Here is a 13329-nt window from a genome sequence, read left to right as displayed (position 1 = left end):
GTCCATGAAGGTGACCGGGCCGTCGAAACACCGCTCGGTCTCGGCCCACCAGGTGCCCTGCTCGGGACGTTCGCTGTTGCGGCGGGCCGCCTCCTCGGAGTCGAACCGAACCAGGGCGATGTACGTGCCGTCGCCGCGGGTGCCGGAGGTGGAGCCGAGGTAGCCGGTGGCCCCCGGTTGCAGTTCCTCGTTCCATCGATCCATGCATTCGCGCAGCCGCGGCTGATCGGCAACTTTTCCCTGGATGACTTGGATGAACATCAGTAACCTCCTCCCGCGGGGACACAGGTCCCCTCGGTGAGTGCAACGGTGGCCGACTTGTCGCGGTCCACCGCCGGCGGGCGTCGACGGCCCGCGGCCGCAGCCACTGCGTACCCAATTTTTCTCCGCCAGACCGTGTGGGGCAAGGGCACGCACCGGCAGCTCGCTCGACCCGGTGGAGGTCGAACGGGTGTCCGCCTTCCTCGGTCGGAACGGGCGCGTGCAGAGCGAGTGGTGATCGGACGGCGGGCCATTCGTTCCGCCGTGCGGCCTTCTGATCGACGTCTCAGACGTGCGTTCGGTGCGCAGGTTTCGAGTGATCGCGCACCGGCACTGCCTGGTTACTCGGATGCCTCGATCGGCCCGGGCGCCCACACACAAGATGCGCCCCGTCACGCGGTCCTCGCGTGCACATCGGCGCTCCCCGAACTCGCCGAATTCCCCGATGACCTCGTTCGGATGTAGCGTGTACGCCGTAGGCATGGCTGCGGCGGGCACGGTGCTTGTCCACCATCGTCTCCTCGACGTCGACGAACACGACATCGGTGTCCATCGCCTCTTCAATGGCGATCAGTTCGAGCCGTGGTGTTGGGACCCCGAATCACGATCACGAATCACGAGTCCTGAGACCACGCCGTGCGTGTGGTGCGCGAGTGCCCGGTGCGTGACCCGGATCGCTGGCTGCTTTCTGTCGGGACGTCAGGCGACGGACGGTCGCGGTGGCGGACTGGTCGGCGCCGAATCCGACAGTCCTGGTTCATCGCTCACGTCCACCGACGGGTTGTCGGTGTGCGACGACCGTCGGCGCAGTATTCGGTGGGGGTGGTGTCGGATATCGGTGGTCGCGCCCAACCGGAGGCGCGGTCAACGAAATGTCGACGGGTGCATCAGACTGGGCGAAAGACGGCGGTTTGTGTCAGCCGCACTACTTACCGATATGCACCGCACAATCCGCCGGTCGCTCGTTGACTGCCATTCACGGTTAGTCTGTCCGGTGATGGATACGTCCGAGGAGGCCGCCTGTGCGTCGGCGGCCGTGACTGCGGAAGGCTGGCTGAGTTGGCCATGAACGTTATCAGCGGCGCCGCGCGCGCCGCCAGAAATGCAGTCGGGGTTCTTCGGGATGCAGGAGAGGGCGCCTGGTCCTGGACGAACAGCAAGCTGCGGCAACAGATGAAAGCATCGGAGGGTGCCAAGGCCGGACTCGAGGGGGAACCCCAGATCAGCACCACCCCCGAGTCGGAGCAGGCGTCGCCCGTGAAGGAGGCTGCTGCCGAAAAGCCGACCCCGTCTGAGGTGGCGCCGGTGAAGAAGACTGCGGCCGCGAAGGCGCCCGCGAGGAAGGCCGTGGTGGCCAAGGCGCCCGCGAAGGAGGCTGTGGCCGCCAAGGCAACTGCCAAATCGGTGCCGTCCGGGGTGCCGCCGGTGAAGAAGGCTGCTGGTGCCGCGAAGGCGCCCGCGAGGAAGGCCGTGGTGGCCAAGGCGCCCGCGAGGAAGGCTGTGGCCGCCAAGGCAACTGCCAAATCGGTGCCGTCCGGGGTGCCGCCGGTGAAGAAGGCTGCTGGTGCCGCGAAGACACCCGCGAGGAAGGCCGTGGTGGCCAAGGCGCCCGCGAGGAAGGCCGTGGCCGCCAAGGCAACTGCCAAATCGGTGCCGTCCGGGGTGCCGCCGGTGAAGAAGGCTGCTGCGGCGAAGACGCCCGTGAAGAAGGCTGCTGCGGCGAAGACGCCCGTGAAGAAGGCTGTTGCGGCGAAGACGCCCGTGAAGAAGGCTGTTGCGGCGAAGACGCCCGTGAAGAAGGCTGCTGCGGCGAAGACGCCCGTGAAGAAGGCTGCTGCGGCGAAGACGCCCGTGAAGAAGGCTGCTGCCGCCAAGGCGCCCGCGAAGAAGGCCGCTGCCGCCAAGGCAACCGCCAAACCGACCGGGTCCGCCCTGAGAGGTGCCAAGGCAACTGGGGTTCCTCCCGAATAGTGAAGATCGCTTCCAGCGAGGTCTTCGGTCCCACTCGGTGTTCATTATTCGGGGAACCTGCCACCCCAATCGAATCCATGCACCACTCTGACGGGACGGCCGATCACGTGAGGCGGGTAGGCCACAGGCCGCGTCCTCGACCGAATCCCTGCACATCCCCAGCCGGGCGGAGACCGAACCGGGGGAGCCGGGCCGACCGGTTCAGCAGTCCGTCGCGGGTCGGCCCGTCGAGATCGCCGGCGATGCGTTCGTGGATTGCCCGGGCCTGTGCCACGTCGGGCCCGCTGCGGGCGGCCATAGTGCGGGAGCCACCCTCGCGCAGGTGCGGCGCGAGGGCGGCTCGGTACCACCCACCTTATGGTCCCGGGATCGGGATCGGGGTCGGGGTGTTTCAGCGGGTCGTCTCCTTCTCGGCGGGGGCAGCGTTGGCCTCGTCGATCCGGTCGGCGGCGTCGTCGGCCGGTTCGGTGCGCTCGTCAACGCCCGGGCGGGTGCGCAGCCGTTGGACGGTCCCCGCGCCCCGCTCGGCGAGGTCGGCGTACAGGTCGACGGCACCCTTGCGGTACTCGTCGTAATTCTTGCGCAGCTCCTCGACGGTGAACGCCTCCCGCACCTGCGCCCATCCGGGCAGTTCCGAGGGCAAACCGGCGAGGCGCTGCCGGAAGGCCTCGATCCGCTCCTGCACATCGGTGGGCAGTGACCCGACACGCTCCCGGGCGTCTTCGAACCACCCGGATACCTCGGTGCCGGTGTGCTCGGCGCGCTGGCGCACCTCGGCGACGGCATCGGCAACGGCCTGGACGGCCGCATCGCCGGCACCGACCGTGGCGTACAGGGGCCTCGTTACGTTGTCGATGACCTTGGACTCGCTTGGGGACTCACTCATCTTCGCTCTCCTGCTGTGGGGCTGGACATCAGGTGTCACCTCGGCACCTTGGGCGGCGAGCCCTCTTCGGTCGATCGGTGACATGACAGGACGATCTGCCAAAATTCGGCCCGCCGAAAATGGACTGTAGTCGACCCGGACGTGGTGTCAGGCGTACCGGAGACGGCGGATAACCCCGGGTCCGGGTGTGGGTCACGACGGCATCGCGACCGTGGAGTCCGCCGGCGGGTTCGAGGTTGTGGCGCGGGTCGGGCACGAGGAGCCGATCACCCCTTCCGGGACGGATCGCGGGCCGATGGCCCGACCGACCGCATTGGCCGATTACACCGCGGTTCCCGGAACCGGGCTCGCCCTCACCCCCGAGGTCGAATCGAGGTTCGCCGCCCATCTGCGCAGGCTTTCAACTGTTGCCGATATGTCTAACACTAATTAATAGGTTCTGACATTGTCTGCCTGTGTGAATTGGTGAGGCCGCGGATACTTGGGATGTCGGTGGTTGCGGTGTGCAATAGGGCGGCATGGGGTCGGTGGCCTTCTGGGCGTGTGGGTTCGTGTCACCGAATCTTTGACCGCGCGGACCTCGCTCCTTTCTGGGCAGGCCCGGAGGGGAGTGTGCGGGAGCGACGCCGGAGATGGGGTGGAGGTAGCGTATTGCCGGGTGTGGGGCTCGACAGGGCAACGGGACGTCGATGGCCGATCGGGAAAAGATGGTGCGGGGCAGCGCTACTGGTGAGGCTGAGGAGTTGCGGGTGTAGGCATGGATCGCGGCTCGTGTCCGTGGGGGCGGCGGGCGGGGTTGGGCCGGTGCCGGTCTCCGCTACCAGGCGGCGGGTTCAGTGCAGCCGCAGGCGTTGCTCGACTCGGTCGGCGGCGGCCCGCAGGTAGGGGTCGCGTTGCGGTTGCGCGCGGGCGGCGGCGGAGTCGGGGCCGTGCCGGTCGTGCTTCTCGCGCAGTCGCTGGTCCAGGCTCACCGCCTCGCCGTGTGGTCCGGTCGTCTGATCGGCGACGGTCAGCGCKTCCGAGACTGCGTCCTCGACGAAGCCGAACCGGCTCAGTTGCTCGCCCAGGCCGATGACGGCGGCGACGAACCGGGCGCCGGAGTGATGAGCGACCAGGTCGCACACTCGGGCCGGCCACCCCTGGGCTTGCAGGTAGCGGGCGCCGTCGAGCGGGTGAAACCCGGTCTCGCCCAGCTCGGTGGCGTAGCCGATGTCGTGCAGCCATGCGGCGGCCACCAGTGTGTCCCGGTCGGCGGCGGGGACCGTGGGTGCGAGCGCCAGCGCGTGGGCGGCGACAGACGCGCTGTGGTCGACGCGCACGCGGTCGCGGGCCAGGATGCGCAGTGTCAGCGCCTGGGCGCGGGGCGCCAGCGGTGACGATGTCGCATCTTCGGCCATGACCACACCTCCCGCATGGCGCTGATCGGCACCCGGGCGAACCACCGCACAGGCGGTCCTGGTGTCGGGCTCACACGATATCTCGCGCCGACAGCCTCCGGACGGGGTTCGCCGCTTCTCCTCGGCGGGGGCGGACCTGCAGTCGAGGCGCCGGTGCGAGTGCATCGCCGGGCGCCTCCGACGGACGGTGGCGTGGCGGGGGCCTGCAGCCGGGAGATCCCTGTGGAGAAGAACAGCGAACCGCGAATTCCGTTCACGTTGGATCCGGTGTGCGGCGCGCGTACGTCGGAATAGGATTGATCCGCAAGCTGGGTGATCGCAAGCGGGGTGATTTCGGTGCCTCGCGTCACTTCCCGCAGCGGCGAGCGCGAGTGGGCAGTTCCGGCGATCCGTCCGAGACCCCGTCTCGCTCGCTGACGGGAGGCGGCCCTAGGCGGTCACCGTCGAGGGCCCGCCGCAGAAGGCCACAGTCGAAAGGCCCACCGATGAAGGCAATGATCTACCACGGTCCCGGCCGGAAGGCGTGGGAGGACGTCCCCGACGCCACCATTGAGAAGCCAACGGACGTGGTGGTCAAGATCGAGACCACCACCATCTGCGGCACCGACCTGCACATCCTCGGGGGCGACGTGCCCGCGGTGCAGGACGGGCGCATCCTCGGCCACGAGGGCGTCGGGACGATCACCGAGGTCGGCTCGGCGGTCACCTCGTTACAGGTCGGCGACCGGGTCATCATCTCCTGCATTTCCGCGTGCGGGCACTGCGATATGTGCAAGCAGCGGGTGTTCTCACACTGCCTGGCCGACGAGGGTGCGTCCGGCATCGGCTGGATCCTCGGGCACCTGATCAACGGCACGCAGGCCGAGTACGTCCGAGTGCCGTTCGCTGACACGTCGGTGTATCGGCTGCCCGACGGGGTGACACCGCAGGAGGGTGCGATGCTGTCCGACATCCTGCCGACCGGTCACGAGATCGGCGTGCAGTACGGGCATGTCAAGGTCGGCGACGTCGTGGTGGTCGTCGGCGCGGGGCCGGTGGGGCTGGCCGCGATCATGACCTCGCGTCTGTACGGCCCGTCGAAGGTGATCGCCGTCGACCTCGACGCGAACCGGGTGGAACAGGCGAAGCGATTCGGCGCCACACACGGGGTGCTGTCCAGCGACGACGACTGGAAGGACCAGGTGATGGCGTTGACTGATGGGCTCGGCGTCGACGTCGCCATCGAGGCGGTGGGGGTTCCGGCGACCTTCCAGATGTGTCTGGACGTCGTCCGACCCGCCGGGCACRTCGCCAACGTCGGGGTGCACGGCGCCGGCGTGCCGCTGCCGCTCGACACGCTGTGGATCTCGAACATCACCATCGCGATGGGCCTGGTGAACACCGACACCACCGCGACGCTGCTGAAGATGGTCGCCGAACATACCCTGCCCGCCGACCTGTTCGTGAGCCATACCTTCGACCTCGGCGACATCGAGAAGGCCTACGACGTGTTCGGCCGGGCCGCCGAGACGCAGGCGCTCAAGGTTGTGCTCAACGCCTGACGTCGCGTCGGCGGCCACACGGCAGGCGGCCGACCTGCGGCGTCCGGCTACGAGGATGCGCTGATGCAGCGCTTCCGAGTTGGACGAGTTGGACGAGTTGGACGTCGAATCAGGTCGGGCACACGAACCGCGCCCCGGCCCCCCGGCCGAAGGTCGTATGGCACCGCACCTCTGTGTGTCCGACAGCAGATAGGGGCGGATACGTCGCGAAGAGCCGAGACAGCGACGATGATTCTTGGTGAGCCGGATCGCCGTGCCGGAACGCGACGGCCCCGTTCCTCTCATGCCATGACAGGAGGCGAAGGCAATGGGAAACAATGAGCCAAGTGTCAGGGAACTTGCTGTCAACGAATGTTGGGCACTGCTTCGTACCGAGAGTGTTGGCCGTCTCGCCGTGTGGGTGGACGACCACCCGGATATCTTTCCCCTCAATTATGCGGTCGATCGTGGAACCATCGTGTTCAGGTCCGGGAGAGGAACCAAAGTGTCCGCTGCGCTGTCGGATGCGCCGGTTGCGCTGGAAGTCGACGGCTACGAGGCGCCGGCGCACGAAGCGTGGAGCGTGGTGATCAAGGGACGTGCCGAGGGGATCCGTGAAATCGATGAGTTGATGGACACGGTGGATCTGCCGCTCTTTCCGTGGCAGGCGGGGGCGAAGAACCTGTTCGTCAGACTCGTTCCCACACTGGTGACTGGCCGCCGGTTTCCGGTCGTCGACCCGACAATCTGGCATACGCCCTTCTCGAATGTGCGACGTTCGCCTCCGGAGTAGCTGTGTGGACTGCACGCTACCGGTCGACCTGGAGGTGAAACTCACTGTTTCTCTGTGCGATGGCAACGGAACCTGTTGACACGCAGATGGAGCCGAGCTCGTTCGCCAAATCCGCTCGATTGCCGTCCGCACGCACTGGCGTGGGTGATCGGGTGGCGGCGAGGGAGCCCGATCAGCTGGACCCGGGCTGTTCCGCATGGGGAGTTGAAGGATCAGGGTTTGAGGCGTGTAGTGGAAGTTGCGCCGTGTCCCGGCGGCGCACCCGACAACAGCCACGCTGAAGAGACCACGATTCGAGCACGACAACTTGGTCGGTTTCGCCCTTTTCGAAGACGGCCCCGCCTGGTTGAGGACATGGACCGCTACCACGATCTCTTCGGCGCGACGGAAGGTACGACCGTGCTGAAACAAGCGAAGAAGAATGACCTGTCGCGTCTGCTGGCGAAGATCGTCGTCGTCGGAGTACTTGCCGCGTTTCCGATGGCCGCGGTGGCAGCACCCGCTGCGGCCGCCGCAGTGTCGGGGGTTGTGCAGGTCGATCGGAACGGGCAGCACCCCCGAGGCGGGGACGATGACCAGGACGATCAGCAGGACGAGAACGAACTCAATCCGTTCGGTGGTCTATTGGGCGAGTCCAACCCGTTCGGCGACATGTTCGGCGACATGTTCGGCGGATCGAATCCTTTCGGTGGTCTGCTCGGCGAGTCCAACCCGTTCGGCGACATGTTCGGCAGCAGCTGAGTCGGCTGTCCGGTTACGTTCGGTGACAGGAGGGTTCGCCGGGTATGACCCTGCCCCGACCTGCCTCGAAGGAGGTCGGATACCCGCAGCGAGGGCGACAGACCAGCGGTCAGGGCCGATCTCCTCTATCGCCGTCGCGACGTCTCGTCGATCATGGCCATGAGGTACCGAGCCGGAGTTCGCACTCAGGGCTCAAACGACGGAGACCACACGTGTCAGACTTCGACGAGCGCGAGTTCGAGCAGGTCGCGAAAGCCACAGTGGAACAAACGCTGCAACGCGTGATGGATCGTTTACAGCGCGAATGCAAGGGCAAGTCGGTCGAGGAGACGAGACGTCGCGTGGCGCAGGCGTGGGAGGACGCGACGGATGCGGCGATCACCGATCCCGAGTTGACGACGTATGCCCAGAAGCTGGCCGCCGGCTCCCGGGTCATCATCAGGCTCACGTAGCGGGTCGGGGAGTACCGATGACACTACTTATCCTGGTCAGGCGGGTGTCGTGCGCATCCCCGCAGCCTCGTCAAGGTACTCCTCCGCTTGTGCCTTGCTGCGGCCCACCGGGTGGGCGACGGAGACACCCCGCCCCGGTCCAGCGGTTGGTGTACACAACGGGGACATGAGGTAACCGCGTGCAGCGGCCACATCCGATGGGAGCAACGGTGTTCGAGAGGTTCACCGACCAAGCGCGGCGCACCGTCGTCTTGGCCTCGGAAACGGCCCGGGCCCACCACCACGACTATCTCGGAACCGAGCACATCCTGCTGGGCCTCATCCGCGAAGATGACGGGGCAGCGGCGCGAGCGCTGGAATCGTTCGACGTGTCGGAGGCCGTCATCGACAGCCGGCTCACCACCGGTTACGGCGAGCCAGCCCGATCCGAGCACATCCCGTTCAACCGGCACGCCAGACGGATCCTCGAACAGAGCCTGCGCGAGCCTTCTCTACTCGGCCATGAGCGCATCGGCACCGAACAGATCCTCCTCGCGCTCGTCGACGACCGCGAATCGACCGGCGCACGGTTGCTCGGCGAGGTTCTACCGGTGGACTTCGACCAACTGCGTCAGCACATCCTCCGAGAAGGCACGAGTAAGGGATATCCGCAGAGCTGGGGTTGGAGCCGACACACGTCACCAACCTCAGGCTGACCGACACCGGACATGCACTGTGCGTCGCCGCGGCCGGCCAACCCTTCGACGCCTGGACGCGAGACCGGATCCTCGACGCGGCCCAGGGCGGCGTTACGATCGGAGCATGGGACCGGGCGCCGGGGTGTGAGCGCTGGTACGGGCCGTCTACCGGCTCGTTCGTTTCCCGTTCCACCTGGCCGACGATGTGGTGCTGCCGGTGATCTTCGACGAGGACGCGCCGGTGCGGCGAGCGTACGGAAAGTTGCTCCTCGACTGCGACGGTTCGAATGTCCACGCAGCCGTTGACCAGGAGGGCCGGGTCTCTGAACTTCACGGTGGATATCCGGGCACGGGTCAGCGAGATTTCTCTTCGTATGTCCCGGTCCGCCACGCCGTCGAGGTCATCGGTGCTGTCCCTGCTCGGCAGGTGTTGACGGGGCCCTGCCCTGGCGCCGCCCGTGCTCGCGCTCGCCGGGATCGCCCTCGGTGTCGTCACCCTCGGCGTTCCACTCCTGCACGCCTGTGCCGCCCGCTGAACCGTGAAGGGTCGGGATCGACCGGATCTGGCAGGCATGAGAATTCGCTCACGCGGTCGGGGTGGCGCTGATCGACCGCGAAAGTCGACGCGTGGGTTCGCTGACATGTCCGGTGACGGGGTCCTGCCGTCACGACGTCGCCGATTTCCGAAGGACCGTCCTAGGTCTGGGTGATCTGGTTTGCTGGAGTGAGGAGGCGCGGGCGGGTCCGGCGTCGTTTCCGGGGTGTTCCGGCGCGGATCGGGTGAGACTCATGGAGCGGTTGACCGCACAGGACGTGATGACCCTGTGGCCGGACGAGGCCGGATGGCCGCAGGACATCGGCCTGGTGGCCCTGCTCGACGGTGGCGACCTCGTCGACACGGACGGCCGATTCCCGATCGAGGAGGTACAGGCGTCGATCGAGGCGCGGCTGGCGCTGGTGCCGCGCCTGCGGCAGATCGTGTTCGTGCCTCGGTGGGGTCTGGGACGGCCACTGTGGGTGGATGCGGCCGCCTTCGATATCCGCGACCACGTGCATGCCGTCCCGCCTGCCGATCACGCTGACGAGGCGCGGCTTCTCGCGGTGGTCGAGGAGTTGCGTCGGCGTCCGCTCGTCCGGTCCCGACCGCTGTGGGAGATGTGGTTCGTACCCGAGCCGGCGGGACGCCGGACCGCGATCTATCTCCGGGTCCACCACGTGATTGCCGACGGCCCGGCCGGGGTGGCCATGCTCGGTGCCCTGTTCGACGCTGCACCCCACGGCGCGGTACCTGCTGTGGAGCCGTGGATCCCGGCACCGGTGCCGACGGTGACGGAGCTTGTCGTCGACAACCTTCGTCGCCGCCGGGCCGCGATCGTTCGGATGCTGACGGCGTGTCCGCGTCCGGTGATGATCGTGAGCCGTGTTCGGGGTACGTGGTCATCGGCGCGGAAGATGGTCGCCGAGGGGCGGGCGCCGCGGAGCAGTCTGAATCGGCGAATCGGTCCTGCTCGTGAATTCGCGGTCGTCGATGTCGAACTCGGGACGATGCACGATATTTCTCATCGGTACGGCGCGAAGATCAATGATGTTCTGCTCACCGCCTTCGCCGGTGGCCTGCGCGAGCTGCTGCGCGGTCGGGGGGAGCCGGACGACCTGGAGTTGCGTGCGGTGGTGCCGGTGTCGCTGCATAGGGAACTGCCGGGGCCGGCGCGCGGCAATGTGCTCGGGCAGATGATCGTGCCGCTCCCACTCGGAATCGACGATCCCGTCCGCAGACTGGCGGCGATAGCCGCCGACACCGCCACCCGCAAGCGGGCTGTCCGTCCTCGCCTCGGAGCGGTGGTCGGCGGCCCGATCGTCCGGTGGAGTGCGCTGACGATGCTGCCTCGTCAACGGATGATGAACACCTACGTCGCCGACGTGCCCGGCCCACCCGCCCCGCTCTTCTTTCTCGGGGCTGGCGTAAGCAAGATGATCCCGGTGGTGGCCCTGATGGGCAACATCGCGGTGGGTGTCGGTGCTCTCTCGTACGCGGGGCAGGTCACGATCACCGTCGTCGGTGACAGTGCCGTATGCCCCGAGGTCGATGTGATCGCCCACGGAGTGGCCAGGACGCTGCAGGCACTCGAGGCGTCGCTGTACCGGAACTGAATCACCGGCGAGACCATGCCGTGCGAACATCGCAAATGGGGTGGGGTTGTCGGCGCGCCGGTGCGGGTGTTCCGAATTCGGTCGATCCGACGACGGCATCCGCTGGTGCACGTCAACCGCCGTCTATTTCGGTTCGGACCCGGGCCTTCGCACCCCCTATTCAGGGGGACTGCGCACCACGGCACGGCAGAGAGCAATGGGCGCCTCGGGGGAGTGTCGGCCGAGCCAGGGAACCGTGAACCGGCGTGCTCGAATGCGCTCGGTGCACGCGTCGAGCAGCAAGCGTGCGCGTTGCCCGATGCTCGAGCGCCTCGCGTGAGAGGTGCCGGCCGCGCTCGGGCCCACGCCTTCCCTGTTCGTGTGGGGCATGATGGACTTCGCGTTCGGCCCGAACGCACGCTTGCTTCCCTGGACGCGGGCAATCCTTCCCGATCACGTGGTTGTCGAGTGGCCGGGGCCGATCACTGCACCGCGGACCGAGAACAACGGACGGGATGACGACGTGGGCTACGACTGGATCTCGTTCACCACCGATTACGGGCTCTCCGACGGTTTCGTCGCGGCGTGCCACGGCGTGATCGCCCGCTTCGCGCCGGGTGTGCGCATGATCGATGTGACCCATGCGGTGCCGCCGCAGCGCCTCCAGTGGGGTGCGGCGGTGCTGGCACAGACGGTGCCGTACCTACCGCCTTCCGTGCATCTGGCGGTAGTCGATCCGGGCGTGGGCACCGATCGCCGCCCGATCGTGGTCGTCACCGACGCCGGGGTGTTGGTGGGCCCGGACAACGGATTGCTGCTACCGGCGGCCGAGGCGCTGGGCGGGGTCCGCTCCGCGTACCTGCTTGCCGCACCCGACTATCGGTTGAGCACGGTGTCCGCGACGTTCCACGGTCGAGACATCTTCGCGCCGGCCGCCGCCCACCTGGCCGTCGGTGTGGCGCCGGAGCGGTTCGGGCCCCCGATCGACCCGGACTCGCTCGCGCGCCTGAGGGCACCCGAAATTTGCGCCGTACCGGGCGAACTCAGCAGCGAGGTGCTGACCGTCGACCGATTCGGCAACATCCAGCTCGCAGCGACGGCAACGGATCTGGCTGCCGCGGGCCTACGGCGCGGTGATCACGTGACGATCCGGGCCGAGGGAGCCGTGGTGCCCGCCACCGTCGCCCACACATTCGCCGACGTGCGGTCGGGTGAGTTGCTCGTGGTGATTGACTCGGCGGATCACGTGGCGGTGGCCGTGAACTGCGGCTCGGCGGTCGAGCGGCTCGGCGAGGCGGATCGGCTCTCCGTCGCTCGCCGACGGTGAACCGGCAGATCGTCGAGTCCTGCAGCCCGGCGAACCCCTTGCTCGCGCATCTCRCTGATGCGCAGGGATGCGAGGTTGGTGAGGATCTGAGCGCCGGGTGGAGACGGGGTCGTCGAGCAGGGCCCAGGAGGAAGGTGGTCGGTGCCGATCCTCTTCTTCGTGCCCGAGCAGGCGGTTTGGCGCTGGCTGCCCTCGAGGACTTTCTGCGTTGTCGCCGGTGAATGGGATGTGCCCGGCGGCCGGGGCGGGGCCCGTCGGTGCGCTGAGGCCCTCGAGGTTGCTGTCGGTGCGGGGGCGGTGGCACCCGATGAGGGCAGCGTTGTCGCTCCGGGGCGGTTGGCGTCGAGGATCTGGGGCGGGCAGGTGTTCGGTGTCGACGTCGGTTCTGGTGGTGGGTGCCGGCGGCGAGGGGTGACCACGTGACGGGCTTGATCGGAGAATCTCTCGAACACCATGACGCGCTTACCTCCCAGGGCGTCGCCGCGAGCGACGCGAACGGCCGCTCCGACCGCACCCGGCCGTCACGTGATGCAATGCCCCGGCAACCGGTGGACGGCTAGCGACCGTTCGCTGCGAGTGTCAGGTACCCGTCGATATGCTGCATGCATCCTTACTCCTCATAGCGAAGAGACGGTGACCGAGTTGTCTGATGCGCAACGCGACCAACCCGGACAAGCTGCACGCCGTGGTGGTCGGCCCATCCTCGACGTCGGCGCGCAGTAACCGTGGACGCGCACATCGTGGTGCCCACCATCGACGGGCAGTCGTTCGCGTCGTTGCGCCGCCGGGCCACGCCGCGGGCGGAGCGGTACGCGCTCGGCAAACGCCTGCGCAAGCAGGCACCGCGGTCGGCGCTCGGCGAGTGGCGCGCACCGGACGATCGCCCCGATGTGGTGGATCAGATCGGGGTGTCGCACCGGGGTCGGGTGGAATCGCTCATACCGGTCAGGGTGGGGCGGATGGCGGCTTCGCCGTATGGTTTTCTGCGCGGCACCGCGATCGTGATGGCCCAGGACCTCGCCGGGCTGCCGGCGACCGGAATCCGGCCGGTGATCTGCGGGGACGCGCATCTGGGCAACTTCGGGTTCTACGCCTCACCGGAGCGCGACCTGGTGCTGGATCTGAACGACTTCGACGAGGCGCATCCCGGCGGCTGGGAATGGGACCTGCGCCG

12 protein-coding genes and 1 pseudogene are annotated in these 13329 nt (G+C 67.6%); 9 read left to right on the top strand and 4 right to left on the bottom strand.

What is annotated here, in order from left to right:
* Positions 1 to 261: pseudogene (locus AC1DWT_RS44450) on the bottom strand (hypothetical protein); the annotation flags it as partial.
* 1065 nt (positions 262 to 1326) lie between these two features.
* Between AC1DWT_RS44450 and AC1DWT_RS44445 the strand changes: the two are divergent.
* Positions 1327 to 2232, top strand: a complete 906-nt coding sequence (locus AC1DWT_RS44445) for a nucleoid-structuring protein H-NS (RefSeq protein ID WP_206012446.1) — start codon at positions 1327 to 1329, stop codon at positions 2230 to 2232.
* A 103-nt stretch (positions 2233 to 2335) separates the two neighbouring features.
* On the opposite strand, the gene AC1DWT_RS44440 is transcribed toward AC1DWT_RS44445, so the two are convergent.
* The 3 genes from AC1DWT_RS44440 to AC1DWT_RS44430 form a co-directional block, all read right to left on the bottom strand.
* Positions 2336 to 2530 (bottom strand): hypothetical protein, encoded by a 195-nt coding sequence (locus AC1DWT_RS44440; protein WP_206012445.1) that lies wholly within the window; start codon positions 2528 to 2530, stop codon positions 2336 to 2338.
* A 93-nt stretch (positions 2531 to 2623) separates the two neighbouring features.
* Positions 2624 to 3118 (bottom strand): hypothetical protein, encoded by a 495-nt coding sequence (locus AC1DWT_RS44435; RefSeq protein ID WP_206012444.1) that lies wholly within the window; start codon positions 3116 to 3118, stop codon positions 2624 to 2626.
* A gap of 833 nt (positions 3119 to 3951) precedes the next feature.
* The gene (locus AC1DWT_RS44430) at positions 3952 to 4515 is read right to left on the bottom strand and encodes an HD domain-containing protein (protein WP_477925704.1); all 564 of its coding nucleotides are present in this window, start codon (positions 4513 to 4515) and stop codon (positions 3952 to 3954) included.
* 485 nt (positions 4516 to 5000) lie between these two features.
* On the opposite strand from AC1DWT_RS44430, the gene AC1DWT_RS44425 reads away from it, so the two are divergent.
* From AC1DWT_RS44425 to AC1DWT_RS44390, 8 genes are all read left to right on the top strand, one after another.
* Positions 5001 to 6056: a zinc-binding dehydrogenase gene (locus tag AC1DWT_RS44425; RefSeq protein ID WP_477925702.1), complete on the top strand. Its 1056-nt coding sequence runs from the start codon at positions 5001 to 5003 to the stop codon at positions 6054 to 6056.
* Between the two features lie 307 nt (positions 6057 to 6363).
* Positions 6364 to 6828: a pyridoxamine 5'-phosphate oxidase family protein gene (locus AC1DWT_RS44420; RefSeq protein WP_095863944.1), complete on the top strand. Its 465-nt coding sequence runs from the start codon at positions 6364 to 6366 to the stop codon at positions 6826 to 6828.
* A 231-nt stretch (positions 6829 to 7059) separates the two neighbouring features.
* On the top strand, positions 7060 to 7569 hold the full coding sequence (locus tag AC1DWT_RS44415) for a hypothetical protein (protein ID WP_206012442.1): 510 nt from the start codon (positions 7060 to 7062) through the stop codon (positions 7567 to 7569).
* A gap of 212 nt (positions 7570 to 7781) precedes the next feature.
* Positions 7782 to 8021 (top strand): hypothetical protein, encoded by a 240-nt coding sequence (locus AC1DWT_RS44410; RefSeq protein WP_206012441.1) that lies wholly within the window; start codon positions 7782 to 7784, stop codon positions 8019 to 8021.
* 179 nt (positions 8022 to 8200) lie between these two features.
* Positions 8201 to 8716, top strand: a complete 516-nt coding sequence (locus AC1DWT_RS44405) for a Clp protease N-terminal domain-containing protein (RefSeq protein WP_241031244.1) — start codon at positions 8201 to 8203, stop codon at positions 8714 to 8716.
* 771 nt (positions 8717 to 9487) lie between these two features.
* The gene (locus AC1DWT_RS44400) at positions 9488 to 10849 is read left to right on the top strand and encodes a wax ester/triacylglycerol synthase family O-acyltransferase (protein ID WP_206012440.1); all 1362 of its coding nucleotides are present in this window, start codon (positions 9488 to 9490) and stop codon (positions 10847 to 10849) included.
* A 367-nt stretch (positions 10850 to 11216) separates the two neighbouring features.
* A complete protein-coding gene (locus AC1DWT_RS44395; protein WP_241031243.1) occupies positions 11217 to 12155 on the top strand; it encodes an SAM hydrolase/SAM-dependent halogenase family protein in 939 nt (312 codons plus the stop codon).
* 725 nt (positions 12156 to 12880) lie between these two features.
* On the top strand, positions 12881 to 13329 hold a 449-nt coding region (locus AC1DWT_RS44390), incomplete at its 3' end, for a DUF2252 family protein (protein WP_477925697.1).

The organism is Rhodococcus sp. P4_B6, from assembly GCF_056402215.1.
Note: the sequence above shows the minus strand (reverse complement) of the source record. Positions and strands in the feature narration are given on the sequence as shown.

Coding starts and splice junctions, on each gene's coding strand:
- AC1DWT_RS44440 (WP_206012445.1), bottom strand. CDS start 2,530: ATGGCCGCCCGCAGCGGGCCCGACGTGGCACAGGCCCGGGCAATCCAC.
- AC1DWT_RS44445 (WP_206012446.1), top strand. CDS start 1,327: ATGAACGTTATCAGCGGCGCCGCGCGCGCCGCCAGAAATGCAGTCGGG.
- AC1DWT_RS44400 (WP_206012440.1), top strand. CDS start 9,488: ATGGAGCGGTTGACCGCACAGGACGTGATGACCCTGTGGCCGGACGAG.
- AC1DWT_RS44420 (WP_095863944.1), top strand. CDS start 6,364: ATGGGAAACAATGAGCCAAGTGTCAGGGAACTTGCTGTCAACGAATGT.
- AC1DWT_RS44395 (WP_241031243.1), top strand. CDS start 11,217: ATGATGGACTTCGCGTTCGGCCCGAACGCACGCTTGCTTCCCTGGACG.
- AC1DWT_RS44435 (WP_206012444.1), bottom strand. CDS start 3,118: ATGAGTGAGTCCCCAAGCGAGTCCAAGGTCATCGACAACGTAACGAGG.